The sequence below is a fragment of the Micromonospora globbae genome (assembly GCF_003610785.1).
GTDB classification, from domain to species: Bacteria; Actinomycetota; Actinomycetes; order Mycobacteriales; family Micromonosporaceae; genus Micromonospora; species Micromonospora globbae.
Window position 1 is genome coordinate 113,170 of record NZ_RAQQ01000020.1, and the last position, 26,378, is coordinate 139,547.

General features: G+C 71.7%; 27 protein-coding genes, 2 pseudogenes and 1 riboswitch. Of the genes and pseudogenes, 12 read left to right on the forward strand and 17 right to left on the reverse strand.

The annotated features are described in order from the left end of the window. Window positions 1-60: 60 nt before the first annotated feature. Window positions 61-879, reverse strand: a complete 819-nt coding sequence (locus D7I43_RS24635; protein ID WP_120330934.1) for a sugar phosphate isomerase/epimerase family protein — start codon at window positions 877-879, stop codon at window positions 61-63. After that, window positions 876-1,916, reverse strand: a complete 1,041-nt coding sequence (locus D7I43_RS34165) for a zinc-binding dehydrogenase (RefSeq protein WP_120330935.1) — start codon at window positions 1,914-1,916, stop codon at window positions 876-878. Before D7I43_RS34165 ends, D7I43_RS24635 begins: the two co-directional genes overlap by 4 nt. Before the next feature lie 117 nt (window positions 1,917-2,033). On the opposite strand from D7I43_RS34165, the gene D7I43_RS24645 reads away from it, so the two are divergent. The 3 genes from D7I43_RS24645 to D7I43_RS24655 are packed head-to-tail and all read left to right on the forward strand — an operon-like array spanning window position 2,034 to window position 5,247. Next, window positions 2,034-3,425 (forward strand): ABC transporter substrate-binding protein, encoded by a 1,392-nt coding sequence (locus tag D7I43_RS24645; RefSeq protein WP_120330936.1) that lies wholly within the window; start codon window positions 2,034-2,036, stop codon window positions 3,423-3,425. Beyond that, window positions 3,422-4,381, forward strand: a complete 960-nt coding sequence (locus D7I43_RS24650; protein WP_120330937.1) for a carbohydrate ABC transporter permease — start codon at window positions 3,422-3,424, stop codon at window positions 4,379-4,381. Before D7I43_RS24645 ends, D7I43_RS24650 begins: the two co-directional genes overlap by 4 nt. Continuing rightward, window positions 4,381-5,247, forward strand: a complete 867-nt coding sequence (locus D7I43_RS24655; RefSeq protein ID WP_120330938.1) for a carbohydrate ABC transporter permease — start codon at window positions 4,381-4,383, stop codon at window positions 5,245-5,247. The genes D7I43_RS24650 and D7I43_RS24655 overlap by 1 nt, the downstream gene beginning before the upstream one ends. A 57-nt stretch (window positions 5,248-5,304) precedes the next feature. On the opposite strand, the gene eccB is transcribed toward D7I43_RS24655, so the two are convergent. After that, a complete protein-coding gene (gene eccB / locus D7I43_RS24660; protein WP_120330939.1) occupies window positions 5,305-6,693 on the reverse strand; it encodes a type VII secretion protein EccB in 1,389 nt (462 codons plus the stop codon). A gap of 143 nt (window positions 6,694-6,836) precedes the next feature. Beyond that, complete coding sequence (locus tag D7I43_RS24665) at window positions 6,837-7,850, reverse strand: zinc-binding dehydrogenase (protein ID WP_120330940.1); 1,014 nt, start codon at window positions 7,848-7,850, stop codon at window positions 6,837-6,839. Between the two features lie 139 nt (window positions 7,851-7,989). On the opposite strand from D7I43_RS24665, the gene D7I43_RS24670 reads away from it, so the two are divergent. Further along, a complete protein-coding gene (locus tag D7I43_RS24670) occupies window positions 7,990-8,703 on the forward strand; it encodes a spermidine synthase (RefSeq protein WP_120330941.1) in 714 nt (237 codons plus the stop codon). Window positions 8,704-8,713: 10 nt separating this feature from the next. Here D7I43_RS24670 and hflX read toward each other — a convergent pair whose 3' ends face one another. From hflX to D7I43_RS24685, 3 genes are all read right to left on the reverse strand, one after another. Continuing rightward, complete coding sequence (hflX, locus tag D7I43_RS24675) at window positions 8,714-9,862, reverse strand: GTPase HflX (RefSeq protein ID WP_120330942.1); 1,149 nt, start codon at window positions 9,860-9,862, stop codon at window positions 8,714-8,716. Window positions 9,863-9,950: 88 nt separating this feature from the next. Further along, window positions 9,951-10,703, reverse strand: a complete 753-nt coding sequence (locus D7I43_RS24680) for a dienelactone hydrolase family protein (protein WP_120330967.1) — start codon at window positions 10,701-10,703, stop codon at window positions 9,951-9,953. Between the two features lie 103 nt (window positions 10,704-10,806). After that, entirely contained in the window at window positions 10,807-11,652 is an 846-nt protein-coding gene (locus D7I43_RS24685) for a bifunctional 5,10-methylenetetrahydrofolate dehydrogenase/5,10-methenyltetrahydrofolate cyclohydrolase (RefSeq protein ID WP_120330943.1), read from the reverse strand. Window positions 11,653-11,674: 22 nt separating this feature from the next. Continuing rightward, window positions 11,675-11,754: riboswitch (ZMP/ZTP riboswitch) on the reverse strand. A gap of 313 nt (window positions 11,755-12,067) precedes the next feature. On the opposite strand from D7I43_RS24685, the gene D7I43_RS24690 reads away from it, so the two are divergent. Both D7I43_RS24690 and D7I43_RS24695 read left to right on the forward strand, forming a co-directional pair. Further along, complete coding sequence (locus D7I43_RS24690; RefSeq protein WP_120330944.1) at window positions 12,068-12,619, forward strand: hypothetical protein; 552 nt, start codon at window positions 12,068-12,070, stop codon at window positions 12,617-12,619. Window positions 12,620-12,717: 98 nt separating this feature from the next. Then, window positions 12,718-13,218: a hypothetical protein gene (locus D7I43_RS24695; RefSeq protein ID WP_120330945.1), complete on the forward strand. Its 501-nt coding sequence runs from the start codon at window positions 12,718-12,720 to the stop codon at window positions 13,216-13,218. Window positions 13,219-13,276: 58 nt separating this feature from the next. On the opposite strand, the gene D7I43_RS24700 is transcribed toward D7I43_RS24695, so the two are convergent. Then, a complete protein-coding gene (locus D7I43_RS24700; protein WP_120330946.1) occupies window positions 13,277-13,696 on the reverse strand; it encodes a hypothetical protein in 420 nt (139 codons plus the stop codon). A gap of 134 nt (window positions 13,697-13,830) precedes the next feature. Here D7I43_RS24700 and D7I43_RS24705 point away from each other — a divergent pair, with 134 nt between their 5' ends. Both D7I43_RS24705 and D7I43_RS24710 read left to right on the forward strand, forming a co-directional pair. Next, window positions 13,831-15,312, forward strand: coding sequence for a glycosyltransferase family 39 protein (locus D7I43_RS24705; protein WP_120330947.1), 1,482 nt, complete (start codon window positions 13,831-13,833; stop codon window positions 15,310-15,312). Window positions 15,313-15,421: 109 nt separating this feature from the next. After that, window positions 15,422-15,817, forward strand: coding sequence for a hypothetical protein (locus D7I43_RS24710; protein WP_120330948.1), 396 nt, complete (start codon window positions 15,422-15,424; stop codon window positions 15,815-15,817). 63 nt (window positions 15,818-15,880) lie between these two features. On the opposite strand, the gene D7I43_RS24715 is transcribed toward D7I43_RS24710, so the two are convergent. Together D7I43_RS24715 and D7I43_RS24720 are read right to left on the reverse strand one after the other, a co-directional pair. Next, window positions 15,881-16,633: an MBL fold metallo-hydrolase gene (locus D7I43_RS24715; protein WP_120330968.1), complete on the reverse strand. Its 753-nt coding sequence runs from the start codon at window positions 16,631-16,633 to the stop codon at window positions 15,881-15,883. Window positions 16,634-16,766: 133 nt separating this feature from the next. Further along, the gene (locus D7I43_RS24720) at window positions 16,767-17,657 is read right to left on the reverse strand and encodes an alpha/beta hydrolase (protein ID WP_120330949.1); all 891 of its coding nucleotides are present in this window, start codon (window positions 17,655-17,657) and stop codon (window positions 16,767-16,769) included. Window positions 17,658-17,752: 95 nt separating this feature from the next. Here D7I43_RS24720 and D7I43_RS24725 point away from each other — a divergent pair, with 95 nt between their 5' ends. Beyond that, window positions 17,753-18,787, forward strand: a complete 1,035-nt coding sequence (locus tag D7I43_RS24725) for a PucR family transcriptional regulator (protein ID WP_120330950.1) — start codon at window positions 17,753-17,755, stop codon at window positions 18,785-18,787. A gap of 41 nt (window positions 18,788-18,828) precedes the next feature. On the opposite strand, the gene D7I43_RS24730 is transcribed toward D7I43_RS24725, so the two are convergent. Next, window positions 18,829-19,479 (reverse strand): formylglycine-generating enzyme family protein, encoded by a 651-nt coding sequence (locus D7I43_RS24730; RefSeq protein ID WP_120330969.1) that lies wholly within the window; start codon window positions 19,477-19,479, stop codon window positions 18,829-18,831. A 179-nt stretch (window positions 19,480-19,658) separates the two neighbouring features. Next, the gene (locus D7I43_RS24735; RefSeq protein ID WP_120330951.1) at window positions 19,659-20,276 is read right to left on the reverse strand and encodes a TetR/AcrR family transcriptional regulator; all 618 of its coding nucleotides are present in this window, start codon (window positions 20,274-20,276) and stop codon (window positions 19,659-19,661) included. A gap of 228 nt (window positions 20,277-20,504) precedes the next feature. On the opposite strand from D7I43_RS24735, the gene D7I43_RS24740 reads away from it, so the two are divergent. After that, window positions 20,505-20,819, forward strand: coding sequence for a hypothetical protein (locus D7I43_RS24740; protein WP_240033133.1), 315 nt, complete (start codon window positions 20,505-20,507; stop codon window positions 20,817-20,819). Window positions 20,820-20,966: 147 nt separating this feature from the next. Here D7I43_RS24740 and D7I43_RS24745 read toward each other — a convergent pair whose 3' ends face one another. After that, window positions 20,967-21,599 (reverse strand): NPCBM/NEW2 domain-containing protein, encoded by a 633-nt coding sequence (locus D7I43_RS24745; RefSeq protein ID WP_120330952.1) that lies wholly within the window; start codon window positions 21,597-21,599, stop codon window positions 20,967-20,969. 200 nt (window positions 21,600-21,799) lie between these two features. On the opposite strand from D7I43_RS24745, the gene D7I43_RS24750 reads away from it, so the two are divergent. Further along, window positions 21,800-22,501 carry a YsnF/AvaK domain-containing protein gene (locus tag D7I43_RS24750; RefSeq protein ID WP_158610148.1) on the forward strand — a complete coding sequence of 234 codons (702 nt, stop codon included), beginning with the start codon at window positions 21,800-21,802 and terminating at the stop codon, window positions 22,499-22,501. A gap of 165 nt (window positions 22,502-22,666) precedes the next feature. Here D7I43_RS24750 and D7I43_RS24755 read toward each other — a convergent pair whose 3' ends face one another. After that, window positions 22,667-22,870 carry a cold-shock protein gene (locus tag D7I43_RS24755; protein ID WP_120330954.1) on the reverse strand — a complete coding sequence of 68 codons (204 nt, stop codon included), beginning with the start codon at window positions 22,868-22,870 and terminating at the stop codon, window positions 22,667-22,669. Between the two features lie 526 nt (window positions 22,871-23,396). Between D7I43_RS24755 and D7I43_RS24760 the strand changes: the two genes are divergently transcribed. After that, window positions 23,397-24,806: an alkaline phosphatase PhoX gene (locus D7I43_RS24760; protein WP_120330955.1), complete on the forward strand. Its 1,410-nt coding sequence runs from the start codon at window positions 23,397-23,399 to the stop codon at window positions 24,804-24,806. A gap of 484 nt (window positions 24,807-25,290) precedes the next feature. Here the strand turns inward: D7I43_RS24760 and D7I43_RS34435 are convergent. From D7I43_RS34435 to D7I43_RS24775, 3 genes and pseudogenes are all read right to left on the reverse strand, one after another. Next, window positions 25,291-25,812, reverse strand: a pseudogene (locus D7I43_RS34435) (ATP-dependent DNA ligase); the annotation flags it as partial. A gap of 26 nt (window positions 25,813-25,838) precedes the next feature. Continuing rightward, a complete protein-coding gene (locus tag D7I43_RS24770; protein ID WP_187692700.1) occupies window positions 25,839-26,255 on the reverse strand; it encodes a hypothetical protein in 417 nt (138 codons plus the stop codon). Between the two features lie 10 nt (window positions 26,256-26,265). After that, a pseudogene (locus D7I43_RS24775) lies at window positions 26,266-26,378 on the reverse strand (IS5/IS1182 family transposase); the annotation flags it as partial.

Sequence of the window (26,378 nt, forward strand, 5' to 3'; positions counted from 1 at the left end):
CAGCGGTGTTCCCGCCGGGCGCGGCGGCGCTCACGCCGGGCCCCGCCGGTTCGGCGGCGCTCACGCGGCGGCCTGCCGGGGCTCGGCGTGCCGCAGCACCGTGGCGGCCTGCTGCAACGCCCGGACCGGGTCGCCGCGCAGCCGGCACTCCAGGGCCAGCCACCCCCCGTAGCCGATCTCCAGGAGGGTGCGGACCAGCGCGCGCCAGTCGAGGTGGCCGGCGCCCGGCTGGTACCGGTTGGAGTCGCTGACCTGCACGTGCCCCAGGTAGGGCGCGGCGGCGCGCAGCGCCCGGTGCACGTCGTCCTCCTCGATGTTCATGTGGAAGGTGTCGGCGACCACGCGCACCGAGGGCAGGCCGAGCGCGGCGCAGAGCACCACCGCCTCGTCGAGCCGGTTGACCATGTGGTCCTCGTACCGGTTGAGCGGTTCCAGGAAGAGGGTGACCCCTTCGGCGCGGGCGTGCTCGCCGAGTGTGCCGAGCGCGTCCAGGAGCACCTGCCGGTCACCGGCCGGCGGGCGGGGCGGCTCGAACGGCGGCAGTCGCCGGGAGAACATGCCCCACGCCGCGGGGGTCATCGCCCCGACGCCGCCCAGCTCGGCGATGACGGAGAGCTGGGAGCGCAGGTTACGGACGGCGTCGGCGGAGCGTACGGGGTCGAAGTCGCCGATGAAGTGGTCCATCTCGACGCAGACGGTGGGCATGACGACGCCGGCGGCGCGGGCCCGGCGCAGTTCGGGCAGGCGGCGGGCGAAGGCGAGGTCGCCGCGCCCGCGCAGCTCGATGCCGTCGTAGCCGAGCGCGACGGCCAGGGCGTACTTCTGGATCAGGTCGGTGCCCGGCAGGAGTTGCTCCTGGCAGGCGATGGGGATGGTCATGGGAACCTCAGCACCACTTGGAGGACGTCACCGTCACCGCGGTCGAGCAACGCCAGCGCGTCGGCCACCGCGCCCGCGTCGACGACATGACTCACCAGCGGCAGCGGGTCCACGCTTCCCTCGGCGACCAGGTCCATGAAGGTCTGGGCGACGCGGGCGCCGGACCACCGGCCGGCCAGGCCGGGCGCCGGGGTCGGCCCGGAGACCTGGGCCGCCACCAGCTGGATCCGGTTGTGGTGGAACTCCTCGCCGAGGCCGAGGCCGTCGGCCTGCCCCTGGTAGAAGCCGGCGGCCACGACGCGGCCGGCGTGGGTGGTGGCCCGGATCGCCTCGTGCAGCGCCGGGTACGCCCCGGACAGCTCGAGGCAGACGTCGGCGCCCCGGCCACCGGTGGCGCCGCGCAGCACGGCGGCCGCCGACTCGGTTGTCGCGTCGACGGTGGTCCGGGCGCCGTAGCGGGTGGCGTGGGCCAGCCGGTCGGCGATGCGGTCCACGGCCACGACCCGGGCGCCGGAGAGCACGGCGAGCCGGGTGGCGAGCAGCCCGATGACGCCCTGCCCGAAGACGCCGACCCAGTCGCCGAGGTGCAGGTCCCCGGCGAGCACGGCGGTGAGCGCGATGGCGCCGGGTCGGGCGAAGACGGCGGCGAGCGGGTCGAGCCCGGGTGGCAGGGGGTGGACGGCGTCGGCGGCCAGGACCGCCTCGGCCCGGTGGCCCCAGATCCCCCAGACGAGCTGACCGGGATGCCGGTCGATGACCTCCGGCGCCACCTCGACGATCTCGCCGACCTCCTCGTAGCCGAAGCCGACCAGGGGGTAGGGCACCGGGGACTGGCGGGGCACGAACATCCGGGCGGCCTCGTCCCAGTCCTTGCTGAGCCGGGGGTTGCTGCCCCGGTAGAGGGTCAGCTCGGTGCCGGCGGAGATGCCGGAGTAGCGGGTGCGCACCCGGACCTGGCCGGGACCGAGCGGATCCCGGGGGCAGGGCTCGAGGCTGATCCTGCGGGGCCCGGCCAAGGAGACAACCCAGTTGACCATGAGTCACATCCCGGTAGCACTGAGTTCCATCCTAGAACAAAAAATCGGCATATGTCTTGTCATTGATCAATCGAAGGGGTTGAATCCGCCATGTACCCTTCGAGAGGAGTGCCGTCGATGTCATTCACTCCGATGCGGACGCTCGCCGCTCCCCTGATCCTCGCCCTTCTCGGCGCCACCCTCGTGGCCTGCGGCGACGACGCCGACAGCGACAACAACCGGATCACGGTGTGGAGCCTGGAGGACGTCGCCGACCGCGTAACGGCCACCCGTGCCATCGTCGCGGACTTCACCGCCGCCACCGGCGTCCAGGTCGAGCTGGTCACCCTCAACGAGGACCAGTTCCCGTCGCTCATCGCCTCCAGCGCCGCGGCCGGTGAACTGCCCGACGTGGTCGGGGCCGTCCCGCTGGCCGGCGTCCGCACACTGGCCGGCAACGACCTGCTGCACCCCGACGCCAACGGCGACATCGTGGAGGCGCTCGGCCGGCAGACGTTCTCGGCCCGGGCCCTGGAGCTGACCGCCGACGACGGCCGGCAGCTCGCGGTGCCCAGCGACGGGTGGGGACAACTGCTCGTCTACCGCAAGGACCTCTTCGACGCCGCCGGCCTGCCGGCGCCCGACACGTACGAGAAGATCGCCACCGCGGCGGCCCGGCTCCACACCGGCGGGATCGCCGGAATCACCGCGGCGACCGCACCCGGTGACGTCTTCACCCAGCAGACCTTCGAGCACCTGGCCCTGGCCAACGGATGCCAGCTCACCGACGACTCCGGCGCCGTGACGCTCGACTCGCCGCCGTGCGTGGAGGCCTTCCGCTTCTACGGCGACCTGATGCGCAACCACTCCGTGAAGGGCGCCCAGGACGTGGACACCACCCGCGCCACGTACTTCGCCGGCAAGGCCGCCATGCTCGTCTGGTCGCCGTTCATCCTCGACGAGCTGGCTGGGCTGCGCAACGACGCCCGGCCCACCTGCCCCCAGTGCGCGGCCGATCCCACGTTCCTCGCCAGGAACAGCGGATTCGTCACCGCCATCAAGGGCCCCAACGGCACCGAACCCGCCCAGTACGGCGAGATCAGCTCGTGGGCGGTGCTCGACGGCGCCGCAACCGACCCGGCGACCCGCTTCGTCCAGTACATGCTCGACGAGGCGTACCCCCGCTGGTTCGGCATGTCCCCCGAGGGCCGGTTCCCCGTACGCGCCGGCACCGCCGACGACCCGGAGAAGTTCCGCACCGCCTGGAACGGCAGCCAGGCCGGTGTGGACGCGAAGAAGCCACTCGCCGAGATCTACGGCGCCCCGCTGCTCGACACCCTGCGAACCAGCCCCGACACGTTCCAGCGCTGGGGCCTGACCCAGGGCCAGGGCAAGCTCGTCGGCGCGATCCTCGGTGAACTGCCGGTGCCGAAGGCGCTGGCCGACCTCATCGGCGGGAAGTCCGACGCCGCGGCGGCCGCCGCCCGCGCCAAGAAGGACGTGGAGGCGATCAAGGCGGGCGTCAATTGACCACCACGACGCCGGGCACCGGCCGCTCCCCCACGCGGGCACGGCCGGCGTCCCGCCCCCGCCGCCGGCCCCTGACCCTGCGGCGACGCGAGTCCCGCGCCGGCCTCGCCCTGGTCGCGCCGACCCTGCTCGTCGTGATCGCGGTCATCGGCATCCCGATCGTCTGGACGGTGGTGCTGGCGTTCCAGCGGGTCCGGCTCGCCACGCTGCGCCGCACCGGGCTGTTCGGCGAGTTCACCCTCGACAACATCGACCGCGTACTGCACACCCCCGGCTTCGCCGACTCGCTGGTCACCACGCTCGTCTACAGCATCGGCAGCACCGCCGGGTCGATCGCGCTCGGCCTGGTGGCGGCGCTCGTCGTCCGCCGGCCGTTCCGGGGCCGCACCCTGGTCCGGGCGTCGATGCTGCTGCCGTACGTGGCGCCCGTGGTCGCCATGACCTTCGTCTGGCAGGTGATGCTCGACCCGCAGCTCGGCATCGTGAACCACTGGGGCCGGCGGCTGCTCGGCTGGGACGCCCCCGTCCCGTTCCTCTCCCAGGAGTCCACCGCCCTCGCCACGGTTATCGCCTTCGAGGCGTGGCGCTACTTCCCGTTCGCGTTCCTGTTCCTGCTCGCCCGCCTCCAGGCGGTGCCCGCCGACCTGGAGGAGGCCGCGCGGGTCGACGGCGCCACCCCCACCCAGCGCTTCCGCCACATCCTGCTGCCGCAGCTGATGCCGGTGATCGCGCTGCTGGGCGTGCTGCGGTTCATCATGACGTTCAACAAGTTCGACGACGTCTACCTGCTCACCGGAGGCGCCGCGGGCACCGAGGTGGTCAGCGTCCGCGTCTACCAGTTCCTCACCGCGCGCACCGACATCGGCGCGGCCGCCGCCCAGGCGGTCGTGCTGGCCGTGGTGCTCATCGTGTTCGTCCTGATCTACCTGCGCTTCTTCGCCCGGAGGGTGCCCTGATGGACCGCGACCGGATCGAGACGGTGAGCCTGCGCTGGCTGCGGCGGCTCGAGATCGCCGCGTTCCTGCTGGTCACCGTCTTCCCCTTCTACTACATGCTGGTGCTCTCGGTGCGTCCGGTCGAGCGGCTGCTGCTCGACCCCGGCGCGCTGGTGGTCGGCCTCGGCGAACTCACCGTCGCCACGTACGCCGAGGTGCTCAGGGCCACCGACGACGGCGGCCAGGGCTTCCTCACGTTCATCCGCACCAGCGGCGTGGTGGCCCTCGCGGCGACCCTGCTCACACTGGTCGTGGCGATCCCCGGCGCGTACGCGGTCTCCCGCCTGCGCTTCTTCGGCCGCCGTCAGGTCGACTTCCTGTTCCTGGCCGTCTACCTCTTCCCGTCCATCGTGATCGCCATCCCGCTCTTCGTCGTCTTCACCCGGGCGGGGCTGCGCGGCTCGCTGCTCGGCCTCGTGCTGGTCTACATCTCGCAGACCCTGCCGGTCTCCGTCTACATGCTCAAGAACTACTTCGAGACGATCCCGCTCAGCGTGGAGGAGTCCGCGGCCATCGACGGCGCCGGCCGCCTCGGCATCATCCGCCGCATCAGCCTGCCCCTCGCCGCGCCGTCCATCATGGCCGTCGCCCTCTACGACTTCATGATCGCCTGGAACGAGTTCCTCTTCGCCCTGCTCTTCCTCGTCGACAAACCGCACCGGTGGACGGTGTCGCTCGGGCTCGCGCAACTGGCCGACGGTGTGGAGGTGCCCAAGACCGTGCTGATGGCGGGCTCGGTGATCCTCACCCTGCCGATCGTGTTCCTGTTCTTCGCCAGCGAGCGGCTGCTCACCGAGGGGCTCACCAGCGGCGCGGAGAAGGGCTGACCCCGGGCGTCGCCGGTGAGCCGCTCCTGGCGGCCGGGCTGCACTCTGACGCGCTGGTCAGCCGGGTGCCGCGACGGCCCGCGCGGCCGCCGGGTCGAGCGTGGCGCCGGCGGGCACGAGGCTCACGACGCCGGCCGGCAGCCGCGCCGGACGCACGTCGCGGTAGCCGAGCATGGCGAGCACGCCGCGGTCGGTCACCGCGTGCCGGCGTCCCAGGTCGGTGACCACCGAGATCGCGCCGCCGGTCGCGCCCGGGGCCGGGACCGCCTCGACCACGGCGCCCCGGCCCGGCGCCACCACGACGTGGTCGGCCCGTACCCCGCCGGCCGTCCCGGCGCCGGTGCGCGGCGCGCCGGCGAGGTCCGGCAGCGCCACGCCCACCCGCACCTGGGCGACGGCCGCGTCACCACCCACCCGGGCGCACAGGCCCCCGCCGTCGAGGGAGGCCAGGCGGGGCGGGGACGCCGGCGGGGCGTCCGGGCCGGCCGGCGTCAGGTCGGGCGCCGCGGGCAGGGCCGCGAACCGGCCGAGGCTGATCGGCTCCGGCTCGCCCTGACCGGTGCGGGCCAGCAGCAGTGCCGCCTGCAACTCGGTGACCCCGGACAGCCCGTCCCGGACGGCGACCGCGTACTGCCGGCCGCCCCCGGAGTTGCGCACCAGGTAGACGTCGCCGATCCGGGCGCCCGGTACCCGGGCGGACGGCTCGCCGAGCGACGGGACGGGCGGCGGGGCCAGGTCGGCGCCGGCCGGCAGCGCGTTCAGCAGCGCCGGGGCCGCCGGCACGGCCCGCGCCCGGGTGGTGGCCAGCGCGGCCAGCACCCGGTTCGTGTCGCGAATCCGGTGGCGCTGGTCGTGCCACACCAGATGCAGCCCGCCGTCGGGGTGGCGCAGCAGCAGCGCCTCGTCGCCGAGGTCGCGCCCACCGGCGGCGCCCGTGCCGATCAGCAGCGCCGAGCGCGGGACGGCACGGCCGGCGTCGGCGGGTGGCAGCGAGCAGACCGTCCAAGGCGCGCCCGACAGCCGGGCCGCGGCGGGCAGCGAGTCGGGCGCGTCGGCGATGCCCAGCGGAAGGCCGCGGGGCACCCCGTCGATCGACCGGCGGGACACGAGCACGGTCCGGGGCCGCTCCGCGCCGACGATCAGCAGCGCCGAGGCGTAGTTGAGCACCGGGTGCAGCTTCCGCTCGCGGTAGACGTACCGGGCGCCGGACTCCTTCTCCACGATGACCGCGCCGGGGTCGCGCCAGGCGCTGCCACCACCGGCGAAGAGCCCGTACAGCGCGAAGCCGCCCAGTCCGATCGCGGCGACGAGCACGCTGGCCAGCCCGGCACCGGCCAGGCGCCGGAACGGGGACTGCGCCGGGTCCGTCTCGCGCATGACCAGGGCGGCGACCGCCCGCTGGACGGTGAACTGGTACGAGTGCAGCTGGTCCTGCCGCGACGGCATGCCACCCCTTCCGGTGCACGGAACGGGGCACAGGATAAGCGCTGCGTCGATCCCCCGTGGACCCTCCGTGTCGTCGGTGGCCGGTCCACGCGGGTTCCGACGGCCGCACGGGCACCGGGACCGGTGTGACCCGGGACCGCCGCTCAGGGCCGCAGGATGAGGCGGATCGGGTTGCCCTCCTTGCTCTGCGCCCGCCGTACGGCCTCCGGGGCGTCGGCGAGCGGCAGCACGTCGCTGACCGACGCGCGCAGGTCGAGTCGTCCCTGCCCGGCCAGCGACACCAGTTGCACCACGTGCTCGGCCTCCGAGCCGTAGTGTCCGAGCACCGCCTGCTGGAGGTAGTTGAACGGGCTGTCCGAGGCGATGGTGACGGGCTTGTTGGCGATGCCGGCGAGCACCAGCCGGCCACGGCGGCCCAGCAGCGTGAGGGCCTGCTCGCGGACGGGGGTCACGCCCGCGAAGTCGAACGCCACGTCCAGTCCGCGCCCGCCGGTGAGGCTGAGCACCGCGTCGCGCAGAGCCGCGTCGGCCGGGTCGAACACGGCGTCGGCGCCGAGGGCGAGCGCCCGGTCGCGGGCGGCGTCCAGCGGGTCCAGGGCGATGACGGGTGCCGCGCCGACGAGCCGTAGCAGTTGCACGGCGTGGGCGCCCAGGCCGCCGACGCCCCACACCGCCACGGCCTCGCCGGGGCGGGTCCGCCCGGTGTCGGTCACCGCCGCCCAGGGCGTGGAGACCGCGTCGGGGATGATGCAGGCCTGTTCGAACGGCAGGTCGTCGGGGATCGGCACGAGCGTCTCCGCGCTGGCCACGGCGTACTCGGCCCATCCCCCGTCGTAGTCGACGCCGCGGGTGAACACGGTGCCGCGTTGGTCCCGCTCCCCGGCCTGGAGCAGCACCCGCTGGCCCGGTTGCCAGCCCGTCACCCCCTCGCCGAGCGTGTCGACGGTCCCGGCCACCTCGTGGCCGAGTGTCACGACGTCGCCGGGTAGGTAGAGCGGGCTCAGCGTGCCGTCGATCAGGTGCACGTCGGAGAGGCAGACGCCGGCCGCCGCGACCCGGATCCGCACCTGCCCGTGCGCGGGCTCGGGCACCGGGACCGTCTCCATCCGCAGCGCCCGGTCCGTCAGGTGCAGCCGTCCGGCCAGCATCTCCGCCATCGTGCGCTCCCCGCGTCGACCCGTCTCCGACGGGCCGGCTTACCCGCCGGCGGCGATCCGATGCCTGCCCGCGTGGCCGGGGCGCGTCAGGCGCGAGGCCGGATAGCATCCGCACGGCAGCAGCGTAGGGAGGATCCGGGTGGGCGTCCGCTTCGAGGAACTGGCCTGGCGGGAGACGCCGCTCGGGCTCATCAGCCTGCGCCGGCGCCGCGACCCCGCGCTCGACGTCGACGTGTACGAGGTCAAGCTCGACGACGAGTTCCTGATGTCCAGTCTCTTCCCGGTCGCGGAGATCGAGCTGGCCCGGCTCGGGCTGGCCCCGCTGACCGGCGCGGACCTCGACGTGGTGGTCGGCGGGCTCGGCCTCGGCTACACCGCCCGCACCGCGCTGGCCGACGAGCGGGTGCGGTCGCTGTTCGTGGTCGAGGCGGTCGAGGACGTCATCGACTGGCACCGGCGGGGGCTGCTGCCGTTCGCCGCCGGGCTGGCCGACGACCCGCGGACCCGCCTCGTGCGGGCGGACTTCTTCGCCGCCGTCGACGGCGACGGGTTCGACCCGGACCGGCCGGGACGCCGCTTCGACGCCGTGCTGCTCGACATCGACCACTCCCCCCGGCACGTGCTGCACCCGGGGCACGCCGCGTTCTACACGCCGGACGGGCTGCGCCGCCTCGCCGACCACCTGCACCCGGGCGGTGTGTTCGCGCTCTGGTCCGACGATCCGCCCGACGCGGACTTCGCGCGCACGCTCGCCGAGGTCTTCGCCACCGCCCAGACCCACGTGGTGCCGTTCCCCAACCCGCTGACCGGGGGCCAGTCGGCCAACACCGTCTACGTGGCCCGGCGCGCCTGACGCGGCGGGGTCAGCGTCGGGCGAGCCGCTCGGCGAGGGTCGTCCGCAGCTCGGCGATCCCGGCGCCGGTCAGCGCGGAGACGGGCACCGCCTGCGGGTGCGCCCGGCACAGGGCGTCCACCCACTCCGGCGGCGCGATGTCGATCTTGTTGAGGACGAGCAGCTCGGGCACGTCGCCCGCGCCGATCTCGTGCAGCACCCCGTGCACGGTGGTGATCTGGTCCAGCGCGTCGGGCGCGGACGCGTCGACCACGTGCAGCGCCAGGTCGCTGCCGGTGACCTCCTCCAGCGTGGAGCGGAACGCGTCCACCAGTTGGTGCGGCAGGTGCCGCACGAAGCCGACCGTGTCGGTGACCGTGAAGGTCAGCCCGCCGGCGGTCAACCGCCGCACGGTCGGGTCGAGGGTCGCGAACAGCACGTCCTGGACCTGGGCGTCCGCCCCGGTCAGCCGGTTGAGCAGGGCGGACTTGCCGGCGTTGGTGTAGCCGGTGATCGACACCGAGGGCACCTGGTTGCGGGAGCGCCGGTTGCGGGTCCGCTCCCGCCGCCGGGACAATTCCGCGGCGTTGCGGCGCAGCCGCGTCGCCCGCTGCCGCAGGCGGCGGCGCTGCGTCTCCAGCCGCATCTCACCGGGTCCGCGTACGCCCATGCCGGCGCCGCCGGCCATGCGGCCGCCACCGACCCGCGACAGCGACCGGCCGTCGCCGCGCAACCGCGGCAGCTGGTACGCGATCTGCGCCAGTTCCACCTGGAGCCGGCCCTCACCGGTGCGGGCGTGTTCGGCGAAGATGTCCAGGATCAGTGCCGTCCGGTCCACGACGCGCACCCCGACCCGTTCCTCCAGGTTGCGGATCTGCCCGGGCGACAGCTCGCCGTCGGCGATGACCACCTCGGCGCCGGTGCGCTCGGCCAGCGCGGCCAGCTCGTCGACCTTGCCGGAGCCGAGATAGGTCGCCGGGTCCGGCCGGGGCCGGTTCTGCACCACGGCGTCGGCCACGTCGAGCCCGTCGGTGTCGGCGAGCCTCCGCAGCTCCTCCAGCGACGTCGCGCTGCCCGACCCGGTGTCGCCGGCCTCCTCCTCGCGTACCCCGGCCAGCAGCGCCGTGGGCCGACGTCCCGGTTCGCCCACTCCCGTGCCCAGCAACCACGTTCCGGCCACTCCGTCACCTCACCTCGTCACCGGCGGACGAGGCGTGCTACCCGGCCAGGCGGTCACCATGCCCGACGGCGGTCGCCGGACCGGCGGCTCAGCGGCCGAACGTGCGGTCCAGCAGGTCGAACATCGCGGCCCAGTGCCGCTGTGTGGCCTTCTCGTCGTACTCGGCCGTGTCGGCCATGGTGAACCCGTGCGGCGCGCCCTCGTACACCTCGGACCGGTACCGGACGCCGGCGGCGTCGAGGGTCCGCTCGAGCGTGGCGATCTGCTCGGCGGTCATCGACCGGTCGTGGTCGGCGTGCGCGAAGTACAGCTCGCCGGTGACCGAACCGACCCCCAGGTGCGGGCTGTCGGGAGCGTCGGTGACCACCCGGCCGGCGTGGAAGCTGGCCAGCGCCGCGATCCGCTGCGGGTGGGCCTCGATGGCCCGCAGCGCGTTCATCCCGCCCATGCAGTACCCGACGACGGCGACCGGCCCCGGCGCGACCCCGTCGAGTGCGGCCAGGAAGTCCAGGTACGCGCCCGCGTCCCGGGCGACGACCTCGGGGGTCAGCGCCGCCATGTGCGGCCCGATCCGGGCGAAGATGGCGCCGCGCTGCCCGGGGTCGCCCAGCAGGGACAGGTCGAACAGCGGCGACCGGCCGGCGCGGTAGAACAGGTTGGGGACCAGCACCACGTGGCCCCGGGCGGCGATGTGCTCGGCCATCTCCGCCAGCCGGGGCCGCAGACCGAACGCGTCCATGAAGACGAGCACCGCCGGGAACGGCCCCTCCCCGTCGGGGCGTACGAGGTACGCGTCCGCGACCCCGTCGCCGGTCCTGACGTCCACCGTCGTCGTCCGCACCATTGCCCTCCCCGCGTGACTGGCTCCGACGGACGACGCTACTCCGCGGGTCGTCACCCCGCGCGGCGGACCGGCCGCCCTCAACCGCCCGGCCGGCCGCCGGTCACCCCTGGGCGTGCCGCTCGGCGGCGTCGACGGTCTGCGACAGCAGCACGGCGATGGTCATCGGCCCGACGCCGCCGGGGACGGGGGTGATGAGTCCCGCCCGGGCGGCCGCGGCGTCGAACTCGACGTCCCCCACGTTGCCCGGGTTGTAGCCGGCGTCGACCACCACGGCCCCCGGCTTGATCCATTCGCCGCGGACCAGTTCCGGCACGCCGACCGCGGCCACCACCACGTCGGCCTCACGGACGTGGGCGGCGAGGTCGACGGTGCGGGAGTGGCAGTACGTCACCGTGGCGTCGCGCCCCAGCAGCAGCATGCCCACCGGCTTGCCGAGGATCGCGCTGCGCCCCACGACGACCGCCCGGCGCCCGCGCAGCGGCACCTCGTACGCGTCCAGCAGCCGCATGATCCCACCGGGCGTGCAGGAGGCGAAGCCGGGGTCGCCGAAGGCCATGGCGGCGAACGACGCGCCGGTCACCCCGTCGACGTCCTTCCCGGCCGCGATGGCCTCGAACGCGGCCCGCTCGTCGATCTGCGCCGGCACGGGGTGCTGCAACAGGATGCCGTCGACCCGCGGATCGGTGGACAGGTCCCGCAGCAGCCCCACCAGTTCCTCGGTGGTGGTCGACGCCGGCAGGTCCACGCGGCGCGACTCGATCCCCACCTCCGCGCAGCGGTTGACCTTCATCCGGACGTACGTGTGGGAGGCGGGGTCGTCCCCCACCAGGACCGTGGCCAGACAGGGCCGGCGCCCGTGCGCGAGCTGGAACGCGGCGGCGCGTTCCGCCGTGGCGTCGAGCAGCTGACGGGACAGCGCCCGCCCGTCCATCAGGGTCGCGGTCATGCTCGGCTCCTCACCTCGTGGTGAGGAGCACCCAGGCGGACGATGCTCCCGCTGACAGCACTCCCCGGTGGTGACCCACCCTCGCCAGTCGCGCAGTCACAGGTTATCAACACCCGGTCGCCCGTCCGCGCGTCGCACGTGGGGCGGTCTCCTGCACCCGCACCAAGACCGTGATCAATTCGTGATCTTCACCTTCCGTCAATTCATGACGGTCAGTGGATACGACGGAGGATCATTCCGGACTTTCTTGATCACTTACGGTGCGTCGGACGCTCCTGACGCGGTTGATCCTCCCCCCGCGCACAGGCGCGGGACCGTATCGTTGCGCCACTCGGACGGTGCCCCGCGGGTCTGCACCCCGCGGGGCACCACGTTCCCATACCCCCTGGCAGGAGGACATGTGAGAACTCGTTCCATGCTAATGCACCGCGCTTGGCGTGGTCGCTTCACCAGGTCGACCCTGGCTGCGGTCCTGGGCGTCGGCGCGACCCTCGTGGCGGTCGAACCCGCCCGAGCGGAGGGACCCGTCACGCCCATGGCCTGTGTCGACATGGGTTGGCACTACCGCACCTTCTCCAAGCAGGATCTGCACATTCCCGCTGGAATCCACTTCAAGTCCGGTCCGGGAGGCACGGTGGGTGCCTCGATCCAGTACAACCTGTCGACGACCTTCGCTGTCTCCAGCGGGATATCCGTGAGCGCGAGCGCAGTCGTGCTCTCGGCCGAGGGCACGTTCGGCATCAACGCCTCCGTCACGTCGTCGTTGGCGCAGAGCTACACATATTCCCGGACCATCAGCTCAGGGAAGTACGGCAACCTCCAGTTCGGAAACTGGGGTTGGCGGATGGGCGTCGAGAAGTACTACATGAACTCGAGCTGCGTCAAGACCGACAGCGTGACGGGAACGGTCACCAGAATGCCCAGTGCACTTTCCTGGGGTTACCGGTACTGGGAGACATCTTCCTGATCGGAGGGTCGACGTGTGGCACCCGGTCGCCGATCCTCGGCAACCGGGTGCCACGGAGAGCGGAGGTAGACATCAAGACCCCGACCACCAACGCAGCGGTGTGCGCCATCTTGTGCGTCCCGCTCGTCATGACCGCGTGTACGCCCGCGCCGGACAGTCCGAGCGACGACGCCGCGCCCTCCGCATCGGTCTCCGCACCCGCCTCCCCGAGCCTCTCGCCGGAGATCCCGCGCCATCTACTGGCGGCCGACAGAGCCAACACGAAGGTGGCCAACACGGTCGTCGCCATCAGCGCCCGCCCGACGGCGACGATCCAGGACTCCAGGCTCATGGCCATGGTTATCCGTGACGAGGGGCGTGACGAATGGGAGGCGGGCAACTATCGACTGGTGGTGTACTGCGTCGGAGAAGGCACGGTGTTCGCGCACTTCCGCATAGGCGGGGAATCGGGCATCACGGAACTCCCCCCGTGCTCCCCCACGGTCACCACCGGTACCGTTGATCTCCACCTGGCGGCCGATGCGAAGAACTCGTCCGTCCTGATCATCCCGGCCGGCAACGCTCAGGCCGCGGTGGCTTACCAGATTCAAAAGATGTAGCTGTGGATCCGCACGGGTGGACGGGCTGCGGTTGGTCGACCGCGGCCCGTCCTGTTCGTCAGTCGCCAGATCGTCTCGGCTTCTCAGCCTGCCCTACGCCGACCGGTGGGACCGACAGCCTCGACCGGCGACCGTGTCGACGCCTCCACAGCCACCCGAGGACGGCCCCCGCCGTGAGGATCCACACGATCGGCAACCACCAGTACGGGTTGAGGCCGACGCTCTGAAGCGGCCACGCCACGGTCAGGCACCAGCAGAGGGCGATCACCGAAGCCAGAGCCGCGGACCGGGCCCACGACCATTCCCGCAGCGATGTCGAGAAGTCGTAGTACGCCGCCACCACCGAAATCAGCACGAGCCCGACGACCGTCTCGACGGGTTCCCACGGGCCTTCGGCGGCGCTGATGCTCACCGTGGCCGCGAGCGCGACGCCCAGGAGCGCCGCCTGGTCGACGTTGCGTGCTGATGGCGTACCCATGGCCCTCCGCCCTCCCCGGCACGTCCCGGCCGCCGGTCGGACAGCGGCGTGAGCGTCGGGCCCGCAGGTACGGGTCCACATCGACGGCGGACGCCGGCTAGCCTACCGCTGCACCTACGGGGGTAGGAGATGTCGTGAGCCGCAGCAAGAGCGTGCTCGTTCCGTTCGGCGTCGGCTTCGTCGTCATGCTCGCGGTTGCCGGGACGTCGTTGACCAGTGTGCCGTTGAGTTGGGACGAGGGCGCCACGCTCTCCGCCGCGACCCGGTCGCCGGGTGAACTTGTCCACCTGGCCGCCCACAAGGACGCGGTCATCGCTCCCTTCTACCTGGTGCTCGGGGGCATGGTCAGGATCTTCGGGGAGTCCGATGTGGTCCTGCGCCTGCCCTCGCTCCTGGCGATGGCGGCGGGCGCCGGGGTGACCGCAGAGCTGGGCCGGCGCGCGGCGGGGCAGGCAGCCGGGGTCGTGGCGGGCCTCATCTGTTCGGCGGTGCCCAGCCTGGTGTCGTTCGCCCAGACGGCGCGGCCGTACGCGTTCGCGTTCCTGTTCGCGACCCTGTCGTCCCTGCTGTTGCTGACGGCCGTCCGGGCACCCGCCTGGTGGCGTTGGACGGCATACGGCCTGTGCCTGGCCCTCACCGGGGTCTTCCATCTGGTCGCGCTCTCGGTGCTCGGCGCACATGTGGTGATTCTGGCGATGACGTGGTGGAAGGAACGCGACCGCACGCTCTGGCCGGCGATTCCCGCGATCGGCGCCGCGCTGGTGGTCGTGGCGCCGCTCGTGTGGTGGGGCAAGGGCCAGCGGTCCGGCCAACTCCACTGGGTGGCGACACCCACCTGGAAGACGGTCGTCGCGCTGCCGGGTGACATCACGTTCAGCGCGGCCGTGGGGTACGTGCTGGTGGGGCTCGCGGTCACCGCGTACGCCGCCCTGCCGGCGCGCAGGTACGCCGAACTCGTCGCCCTCGCCACGGTGCCGGTCGTCGCGGTCATCGGGGTCTCGCTGGTCGCTCCGGTGTGGGTGCCCCGCTACGGCAGCTTCCTCCTGGCGCCCGTGGCGGTGCTGGCCGCCGCCACCATCACCGCCGAACGGTCACGGCCTGTCGGCGTGTCGCGGCTCGTGCCCGTCGTGGCGGTCGTCGGGGCGCTGGCGTTCCTCTCGCTGCCCGCGCAGATCTCGCTCCGGCAGACGCGCAACGCGCCGGACACCCGCACCATGGCCGCCGCCATCCACGAGAACGCGGCCGCCGGTGATGTGATCGTCTACACCGACTACGCCTGGTCGATGCGGCCGACGCTCACCCACTACCTCGGCGAGTTGGAGTGGTCGCGTACCGCGCAGCCGCCGGACGTCCTGGTGCGGCGGACGGCGGCCGCCAACGGGACGTTGGAGGCGACCGAATTCGGAGACATCCCGGGAAAGCTGGCCGGCGCCCGCCGCATCTGGCTCATCGGCCCGGCCGCCGGAGTCTTCGGTACGCCGCAGGATCCGCTGTCCGCGCCCGGCCCGAAGATCACGTACATCAGCGAGCGTTACGAGGTGCGGCAGACCCACACGTTCCAGGCCGGACGCGCGGTACTGCTGGTGGCGCGTTACGACGCGGGCCGCCCGGCGTGAGCCGTTGCGGCACGGCCATCAGGCGCGTCAGGTTCAGGGCTGGCCCGCATCCGATCGACACCATGAGAGCCTGACCCCTATGCCGCTTCCCGATGCTGACCTCGCTGTAGTGACCGCCGCTGCCTCCTCCCCGGACTGGCAGGTGCGCGCGCAGGCGGGGCGCGACCTGGCTGGTTCGGCACACCGTGGCGACGTCGGCGAGGTCCTGCTACGCCTGGTCCTCGATCGCCACGACACCGCCGTCACCGACGCCACCAGCCGAGCGCTGCTGCAACGCCACGACGTGCACGGCCTGCGCGTCATCGCCCGCGCTCTCGCCACCGCGCATGACAGCGAGTACGCCGATCACCTGCACGACGCGGTCACACAGCACCTCCTGCCCGACGGCCCGATCGCCGAGTTCCGCGACCTCTGCGACGAACTCGGCGAGGACCCGGACCCGGCTGTACGACGGGGGGCCACCCACCTGCGGAGCATGGCCGCACCGTGGACTTCGACGCCGTGACACCTCGGGTTTCGCCGCTGCCCACCACTGCCCCGGCCGTTCGGGCGCGCCGTCGCGAGGCGGTCAGCGATCTGGCCTCCCCAGTTCGAGGGTGAGGTCTTCTTCGGCCGCCAGCACCGGACCGTCGAACTCCACCTGCGCCGCGGCCACTGCCGCTGCCCGGTCGTTGCCGGGCCAGAAGTGGGTGAGCATGAGTCGGCGGGCGCCGGCCCGCCGAGCCCAGAGACCGGCCTCGGTGGAGGTCATGAGATTGCGTGTGGGGCGACTTGTCTCGCCGTCGCGGTCGGTGGCCTCGACGATGAACAGGTCGGCGTCACGGCCCAGTTCCGCGAGAGCCGGGGTCGGGCCGGTGTCCCCGGAGTAGGCCAACGCCATCTTGTCGGCCTGTAGGCGGATGCCCGCGTTGGGCACGTAGTGCGGCAGTGACAGTCCGGTGAGGTCGAACGGCCCGACCCGGTAGCTACCCGGCAGCGGGCGCAGGTCGAAGACCGCATGCAGATCGACGTCGGGCTCCAGGCCGCCGATCCGGTCGAGCACGCCTGGCGGGCAGTACAACGGCAGCCGTGGTCCCGAAGACTCACCGTAGAACCGCATACGGAACAGCCCGTGCAGGTCGATGCAGTGGTCGGGATGCTCGTGAGTGATGACCACCGCGTCCACCGCACCATCGGGCCAGTGCCGGAGCAACCGCGGCAGCGTGGCGTAGCCCAGGTCGAGCACCAGGCGGTAGCCGTCCCAGTCCACCGCGAAACCGCTACAGGCACGGCCCGGCTCGGGAAAGGCGCCACAACTGCCGAGCACGGTGACCTGTCGCATCGGCACAGACTGCCAGACCGCCAGCGGCGTGGTGTGGTGGTGGCACGGTTCATGGCCCGTGGATGGCCCGGGACGACACAGAACTGACCGGCGCGGTCTCCAGAACTCAGCGAGGCCGGCCCGGCCCGGCCGATCACGTCGCCAGAGCGCGGCGCAGCACGGTGCCCAGTTCGGCGATCTGCCGCTGCGACACCTCGGCGGGAAGGGCCTGCGACCCGTGGAAGGTGCCAGGCCACTGGTGCAGCTCGACCGAGACACCTGCCTGCAGCAGGCGCAGCGCGTACTCGATGGCTTCGTCACGCAGCGGGTCGAACTCGGCCGTGGCGATGTAGGCGGAGGGCAGGCCGGACAGGTCGGTGGCCCGCGCCGGAGCGGCGTAGGGCGTGGCGGGCGCGGAGCCCAGGTAGTGCCGCCACACTGCGGCGATCTTGTCGCGGCTCATCCAGGGTGTGTCGGTGAAGGTGTGCTGCGACCAGGTCTGCTGCCGGTCGTCGAGCATCGGCTGGTTGAGCAGTTGGAAGCGGATCGGAGGACCCTGCTCCTCGCGGGCCCGCATCGCCAGCCCGGCCGCGAGCGCCGCGCCGGCGCTGTGGCCGCCGACCGCGATTCGTTCTGGGTCGACACCGAGCTCGGCGGCGTGTGCGGCCGTCCACGCGAGCACCGCGTAGGCGTCGTCGAAGGCGGCCGGGAACGGATTCTCTGGCGCCAGGCGGTAGCCCACCGAGATCACCACCGCGCCGGAGCCCTCGGCGATCCGGAGGGCTTGCGTGTGCTCGGTGTCCAGGCTGCCGAAGACGCCTCCGCCGCCGTGCAGCCAGACGACGGCGCCCTGCGCCCGGGCGGGGCGGTAGATGCGAATCGGCACGTCAGGAGCGGCGGGCACCGTGCGGTCCTCCACCTCGATCCCCACGGTGTCCGGCATCGGCCTCATCGCGGCTCTGGCGAGCGCCTCGCGGGCGGCGACCGGGTCGGTCAGGTCGACGGACGGCAGTAGCGGGATGAATGCTTCCAGCTCGGGATCCATGCGATCCATCCTCACGGCCCTCCCCTGCCGGATCACCCGCCATCCGTCGGGCGTTCGCCGCGAATCGCGCACCGATCGGCGCCTACGCTTGCGTCATGGAAGCCTTGGCGGAACGACTGTCGGGACTGGATCCGCATCTCGGCGGCGCGATCCGCGTCGTGATGTTCTACGACACGCTGATGCGTCGCCGGGTGGATCTGCCGGCGCTCGCCCGGGCCTCGGCGGGCCTGGCCGAGTGCGTGGTCGGGATCCGACTCACCGGCACCGGGCGGGTGATTCGCGTGACGCCCGACGGCAGGAAGGCGTCCGGCCCGCCGTCACCGGCGTCCAGCGAAGGGCCGATCATCCTCGACGAGGAAGAGATCGGCACGGTATGGCTGGAACGCCCCGGGCCGCCGAGCCTGCTCGACGAAGCGCTGCTGGAGCGACTCGCCATCGCCGTCGCGGCGGTCGTCGAGCGATACGGCCCGGCGCACACCACCATGGCCGACCCCGCACTGGTCGAACTGGTCATCAGCGCCGACAGCGACGAAGCGGCCAGAGCCCGGGCGATGCGGCTGCTGGGTTTCCCCGCCGACCTGCCCGTCCGCGTCGTGGCCGTACGGTCACGGCTTCCGCTCGACCAGGTTGGCAGCCTGATCTGCCCGGCGCGCCTGGTCAAGGCGGCACCACTCGCCGACGTCGGCGTGATCCTGGCGGGCAACGTGGACCCGGCACGATTTCCGGCGGGCGTGCGCGCGGGCATCGGCGCCGTCGACCGCCCTGACCGTTCCTGGCTCCAAGCCCGTACCGCTCTGCGTTTCACCACCCCACGCCAACCGATCGTCCATCACGACGATCTGGGCGCGCTGACGCTGCTGGCCGAAATACGTCAGGATGCCGCGCGCGACAACGCCGACGTGGCCGCGATCGCCCGAATGGCCGGCAACCCGGAAGACCTGGAGACCCTGGACGCCTATTGCACCACCGGCTCCCTTCGCGGCGCCGCCGAGCGTCTCCACCTGCACCACAGCAGCGTGGCCCGCCGCATCGACCAGATCGCGAAGACCCTCGGCGTCGACCTCACCGAGCCCACCGGACTGATGCGGGCCCGGCTCGCCCTCACCATTTGGCGGCTGCTCGACGCCTGAGGAACGGGAAGCAGAGGCTGTTCCGCTGAGCGCGGCCCGTCTCAGCGCGGAGCGGAACGGGCGAGGCGGAACCCCACGTCGTCGACGCGGTAGGTCGGATGGCTGCGACGGCGCACGGACGCGCGGCAACTCCAGTGCTCATCGAACCAACCGCCGCCGCGGAGTACCCGGTAGGTGCCGTAGACCTCGGCGTCGTAGACGTCCCAGCACCAGTCCCACACGTTTCCCAGCATGTCGTACAGGCCCCAGGCGTTCGGCTGCCGGCCACCGACCTTGTGGACGCGCCCGCCAGAGTTGGCGCGGTACCACGCGATCTCGTCCAGCGGTCCGTATCGCGGGCCGGTCGTGCCGGCGCGGCACGCGTACTCCCACTCAGCCTCGGTCGGCAGCCGGTACCCGTCAGCGGACCGATCCCATTCGATGCCCTCGCCGTCGCCATCGAGTTGGTAGGCCGGCACCAGCCCTTCCCGTCGGGACAGGGCGTTACAGAACCGGACGGCGTCCCACCACGAGACCCCCTCGACCGGCAACCGATCCCCGCGCACCGCGCTCGGACGCTCGCCGAGAACCATGGCGTACTCCGCCTGGGTGACCGGAAACGCGCCGATCTGGAAAGGCTCGACCTCCACCGACCACGTGCGCTGCGTCCGCCGGTCCGACAGGATCACCTGCCCCGGCGCGACAGCAACCATCACACTCTCCGCGCCCGCGTCCACGATGAGCTGATCCTAGGCGAGGCCGTCCCGATGCCCCGGCGTCCGGTCCACGCGCGGCGTACTGACGTCGGCGTGGCCGGCTTGACCCGCTTCACGAAGGATCTACCGCCACGTCTCCCACGGCAGCACCTCTCGCCAGCCCCGGAGCTCGGACGTCAGGAGCTCTGGGATGCGGTCCGGGATGGCCGGCGTGCGGCGTGGGTGCGGACGAGTTCCTCGACGGCGCGCAGGAAGGTCTCGGAGATCAGCACCGGGTCGAAGAGGCAGCCGGCCGCCATGGCGCCGTCGCGGAGCATGACGAAGTGCCGCGCGGCGGACTCGGCCTCGGTCTCCTCGATGCGGGCCAGCAGGGCCTGGATCGTGTCCAGGAACCACTGCCGGTGCGAGAGGACGGCCTGGTGCACGGGGTGGTCAGGGTCGGGATACTCCGCCACGGCGTTGAGGAACGCGCAGCCGCGGAATCCGGCGGACTGGATGTCCCGCGCGATCGACTCCGCGACGGCCCGGAGGGCTTCGGGCGCGGGAAGGCCGGCGGCGACGGCCACGTCCAGTTGGTCGCGGATGGCCTGGTCGGCCGTCTGCAGGTACGCGACAACGAGGTCTTCCTTGCCCGGGAAGTGCCGGTAGAACGTGGCCCGGGTCACCTTCGCCTCGGCGATGATCCGATCGACGCCGACCGAGTGGATTCCCTCCCCGTAGAAGATCCTGGTCGCCGTGTCGAGGAGCCGCTGTCGCGCCTCGGACGGCCGGACGCCCGTTTCGCTACGTGCCATGAACCCATGGTAGTGGACAGAACGTTCGGTCCCTGAGGGCGACGCGACCGGCACCGCATGCGGGGCAGGCAGCGGGCGGCCGACCAACCGACGAGTAGGTAGAACGTTCTGTCTTGACATGGCGACGCACGGCCCCCTACCGTCAGCGCGAGACAGAACGTTCGTTCTACTTCGGCTGTCCCTGCGGCAGCCCCTCTCGCGGTCCCCTCGCCTACCGAAAGGATGACCATGACCACCCTTGCCGCACCCGGTATCTCGACGACGGCGTCCGCCCTGCGGCGGCTGTACGTCGTCCGCTTCGCCTTCGCCATCGTCTGGGCCGGCGTCGCGTTCGCGATCGCCGGCGTCGCCGGCACGTCCGGCATCCCGGCGATGCTGCGGGTGTGGGGCGCCTGGGCGGTCGTGGCCGGGCTGGTGCAGCTGGTCGTGGGCGTCACCCGCCGCGCGATGGGCGGCCAGTGGCCGATGATCATCAGCGGTGGGCTCTCCGTGCTCGCCGGCGGGTCGTTCGCGCGGCCGCCTCCGCGGACGACCCGGCACTGACCAACGCGATCGGCTACGCCATCCCCGGCGCCATCTTCTTCCTCATCTCGGCCATCCGCCTGGGCCACGCCGCGAAGGCGAACTGACATGGACAACACGACGTACGACGTGGTCGTCATCGGTGCGGGACCGGGATCGTCGAGGAGATCAGTGCCGCACCTCGGGTGCTATCCAGACTCCGGTGGTGTCTTCATGGCACTGATTGGTGCTTGTGGTGCTGACCCGGAGGGACACCTGTGTCGCCGTGCTGATGTCGACGTTGACGGGCCGCACCTTCCCGAGTCCGACCTTGGCGGTGAAGACGGCTTTGCCATCGGCCAGGACCGTGAACAGGAGCGGCAACGCCACCGGGGAGTCGTCCGCGATGCCCACACTCGCCCTGAGGGTCGAGAAGCGTCGGCTCACCACGAACGTGGCGGTGAAGTCGTCGTTGAGCCAGCAGGGAGAGGCGGCGAGAACGACATCCCGCGTTTGACCGGCCACCAGTTGCGGCTCTTGCGTCCAGCCCTCGAGGTCGTCTGTCTCCGGCATGCTGACCAGTGACTGGTGCCCGGTCTCTGCCGTGTGGGAGGGAGTGGGGCTGACTGTCGGCGCCGTCGCCGTCCCTGTGGCGACCGCCGGGGTGGTAGCCGCGGGCATGGTCGGGGGATCAGCGGCTGGACGGTTCTTGGAGAGCTCGATCACGACGGGAACGGCTGCGGCGAGGACTGTCGCCGAGGCCGCGATCACCGCGCCGATGATCGTCGGATTCGACAGGAGACGCTTCCGCTGGGTCGGCACATCCGAATTATCGTGACGAACGTCAAGGTGGCCACAGTGCTCACCCTGGGCGTGGGCGGGAACGTCCCGATACCGTCCAGCGAGGAGAAGAGCTGGGCCTGTCGGTGCACTCGTATGGCAACCCCTGCGGGCTCCCGGATCGACGAATGGCCGGGGACGCCACGGGTACGCGGAGGTTACACGCGAGAGGAGGACGACCAATGCGCTTCACTGAACAGCAGGTGCGTTCGCTGTTTGATCAGGACGTCCAGGACCAGTCGGGTGCCAAGATCGGCAGCGTCGGCCAGGTTTGGGCCACTGCGGGCGACCCGGCCTGGGTCAGCGTGCAGACTGGTGGCGGTCAGGAGCCGATGGCTCCGCTGGCCAACGCACAGATGCAGGGCGGACGGCTGAAGGTCGCCTACGACAAGGCAACCGTTCAGAACGCCCCGGCCGTGCCGGGCGGCACGACTACGCCGCTGAACGCGGAGCAGACCGCCCAGTTGTATACGTACTACCGGATGCAGCCGCAGCAGGCCCCGGAGAGCCGCGAGGAACTGATCCGCTCCGAGGAGCGGCTCCGGGTGGGCACGGAGAGCCAGCCTGCCGGCAAGGCGGTACTGCGCAAGCATGTGGTCACCGAGAACGTGCACACCACCATGCCGGTCGAGCACGACGAGGTGTACGTCGAGCGCGAGCCGATCAACGCGGCTGACGCGCGTAACGTTCGCGCCGAGATGGGCGAGGCCGAGCAGGACATGCAGCTCCGCGCCGAACGTCCCGTGGTGGCCAAGGACCGGGTGCCGGTCGAGCGTGTCCACCTCGCCAAGAACGAGGTGGTCGAGGACCAGCCGATTGACGAGCAGGTCCGTCACGAGGAGATCGAGGCGAACATCCCCGAGGCCAGCCGCCGCCGGCGGTAAGAGTCCGGGTCCTCTGACGGGGTGCCGTGGGCGGGTGGATGGCCATCATCTGCCCGCCCACGCCCTGTACCGCATTGGTACTGCTCGGGAACTGAGGAAATGACGGACGATACGCCGAACGGCGGCCCGCTGAACCAGTCGGGCCGCCGTTCGGCGAAGCGTGGATCAGAGCGAGCGGATGTCCGACGCCTGCGGGCCCTTCGGGCCCTGGGTGATGTCGAACTCCACCCGCTGGTTCTCATCGAGACTCCGGAAGCCGCTCGCCGAAATCGCCGAGAAATGGGCGAAGACGTCCGCGCCGCCGCCGTCCGGGGTGATGAAGCCGAATCCCTTGTCGCCGTTGAACCACTTCACGGTACCTGTAGCCATGTCTGCTCCTCCGCAGGCTGATGGAGACCGCACTGTGCGGACTCGCGCGCCGCCGCGTTGATCACCCGCGTCGGAAGCGACACGAAACGAAAAAGGCACCTGGACGGGTTTTGGTTGACCCATCAGGCGCCGAGACGTCTACGGAAATCAAAACTGCAACTGGGCAACCATAACACAGTATCCGGCGTTCGCCGCCCCAAGTGGGCAGTCGTCGTCACCACACCGCACCGCGAGGCGCAACGTCGCTCGCTGCGACGCCTCAGCGGTAGAGCACCGGCCGGCCTGCGCGCGTGTTCTCGGCGCGAGCGGCGGCCTGGGTAGCCGTCCCACTCGGCGGACTCGTCGGCGGGGCGCTCGCGTCCACACTCGGCGCCACCGGCTGGTGGTAGCGCGACCCGCACCGGCTCAACGGATGACGCCGCGCAAAGATGGCCATCGGTGAAACAACAAGTGAACAGCATCTATCCTCCGAGCGTGCGGCTGGTGTTTAGTGGCAGATGGAAGGACTTCGTTGAAGGGAAGTTTCATGACCCCATTTGACGACAGCCCAGCGACGCTCTCCCGCCGGGAGCTTCTCACCCGTGCCGGCGCCGCCGGCGTCGCGGTGACCTTCGCCGGCACCGTCGGCGCCCTGGTCAGCGCGGACATGGCGGTCGGCGCCGCGGGGGTGGTGCCGCGGGCCGGCTACGGACCGCTCGTGCCGGATCCCGCCGGGCTGCTGGACCTGCCGCGCGGTTTCCGCTACCGGGTGGTGAGCCGGGAGGGTGAGCCACTGAAGTCCGGTGGCGGCGCCGTGCCGAGCCGCTTCGACGGCATGGGTTACTTCCGCGGCCGCGGTGGGCGCGGGGTGCTGGTGCGCAACCACGAGAACTCCCCGACCGCCCGAAACCCGGTGCCGGCGCCCCGGGAGTACAAGTACGACCCGGGCGGTTTCGGCGGCACCACCACCCTCGTCCTCGACGCCGGCAACGGCCTGATCGAGGAGCGCGTCAGCCTCGGCGGGACCGCGGTGAACTGCGCCGGCGGCATCACGCCGTGGCAGACCTGGCTCTCCTGTGAGGAGAACGAGAGCCGCGCCGGCACCAACGGATACGAGAAGGACCACGGGTTCATCTTCGAGGTGGACCCGTTCCACAACACCGCGAACGCCACCCCGACCCCGTTGACGGCCATGGGGCGCTTCCAGCACGAGGCGATCTGCGTCGACCCGCGCACCGGCATCGTGTACGAGACCGAGGACGCGTTCGCGTTCCCGTTCGGCTGCTTCTATCGCTTCAGGCCCAACCGGCCGCTCGGCGGGTACGGCAGCCTGCGCGCCGGTGGCCTGTTGCAGGCCATGCGCGTGCCGGGTGTGGCGGACCTGTCCGCCGTGCAGGAACCGGGTACCGAGTTCGGCGGGATCGAGTGGGTCACGGTGCCCGACCCGCTCGCCACCTCGGAGCCGACCCGCGAGCAGGACTACGGGCCGGCCGGCATCACCCATGCGCAGAAGCTCGAGGGTTGCTACTGGGGCAACGGCGCCGCCTACTTCGTGTCGTCGTACTCCCGGGCCGACGAAGGCTCCACGGTGGATCACGACGGCCAGGTGTGGCGGTACGACCCGGTGCGCAACCGGCTCCGGCTGGAGGTCGTCTTCACCCGCGACTCGGAGACGCCGGACGACAAGCTGTACCAGGCGCCCGACAACATCTGCCTGTCCCCGTACGGCGGCCTCATGATCTGCGAGGACGGCGACGGGGAACAGCACCTGCTCGGTGTCACCGCCGACGGCGACCCGTTCGTCTTCGCCAGGAACCGCCAGAACGTCGGCACCGCCGACGACCCCTCGTACGGCGAGTTTGCTGGCGTGGTCTTCGACGACCGGGGCAGGACCCTGTACGTGAACTGCTACAACCCCGGCACCACCTTCGCCATCACCGGCCCCTGGCACCGCTGACCGGTCCGCCCGCCGTGCCGCTTCACGGTGCGGCGGGCGGTGACGCCCCCGACGGGTCTTCCCCCTCGCCGAGGAGCAGCGGCACGTCGAAGACCGACATGTCGGTCCGGGCCCTCGCGTAGCGCACCCGGTGGCGCCACCGTCCGCGTTCGAACGCCACGTCAGCGTCGATCTCCGCCACCACCGTCGGCTCCACCTGCACGTACGGCAGCGGCTCAGGCCGGTCCAGCTGGCCCGACCACGATGCGGGCAGCGGCTGCGGCCACGGGTGGGCCGCCGCTGCGCGCCGTGGTAGCCGCGGCGGTGACAGCAGCGACGCCAGATCGACCGCCTGGCCGGTGGTCAGCGGGTGGGAACGGCCGGTGTACCGCAGCCGGCCCCGCTGGTCGAACCGGCCCAGCAGTACGGTCTCCGGGCGGCTGATGCTGCCGGTCACCCCACCGACGACGGCCTCCGTGACCATCCGGGACCGGAACTTCCACCAGCCGCGCCGGCCCGGCTCGTACCGACCGTCCAGGCGCTTGCTCACCACGCCCTCGATGCCCGCCGCGACGGTCCAGTTCAGCAGCCAGTCGGCCACCTGCCGCATGTCCGACGTCTGCGGAGTCAGGGTCAACTGCGCCGGTGCGCCGGCGAGCAACCGCTCCAGCCGGGCCCGTCGCTCCGACAACGGCAGGTCCAGGATCACCTGCCCTCCGCCGTCGGCGAGCAGGTCGAACAGCACGTAGTGGGCAGGGCACTCGCGCGCCATGCGCGGCAGGTCGCGGCCGGCGGTGACGCGCCGCTGCAGCTGCGCGAAGTTCGTCCGGCCGCGCTCGAATACGATCAGCTCACCGTCGAGCACGGCCCCTGGTGGGATGGCCGCCCGGATCGCGCGGGTGATGTCCGGGAAGTAGGTGGTCAGGTTCCGGCCGGCCCGCGACTGCAGGTACACCCCATCGGTGCCGCGGAAGGCGATCACCCGCCACCCGTCCTTCTCCAGACTCGGCGGTGTCTCATGAGACACCGTTGGCCCGAGGTTCAGAGCCCGACCTACGCTCGTACTGTCGATCTTTGTTGAAGCGGAACGACGACGGCCGAGGTGTTCAGAGCTTGCCTGCGTAGCGTGGCGTTTTCCGCTGCGAGGGCGGCGATGACGGTGGCGGCGGCATCGACCTGATCTTGCAGTTGGCGGCATCTTCGGCGGCTCGCTTCCAGGCTGCTTCGTAAATCGTCGAGTTCTTCGCCGCGGTGCGATGCGACGGCCCCGGCGAGGCTGTCTGCTACCCGAGCGTCCCATTCGGCGAGGATGTCGGCGGCGCGGTTCATGGTGGCGCGGCTGACCTCGGCCTCGCGCCACAGGTTGTTCTTGGTCAGCTTGCCGTCGGTGTGAATCGGCTGGCGGTCGAACAGGCGCTTCATCGCCTCGCGCAGCCGTTGTTGTGTGGCTGGGGACACGGGGGCGGTCATTGAGCCATTTTCATCGTGGGTAGCGGGCGTCTTCGGCGGCTTGGAGGACGAGGGTGGCCTGCACGATTGGGGTGGCTCGGCGGGGGCAGCAGCGTAACTTGGTCAGGACTTTCCAGCCCTTGA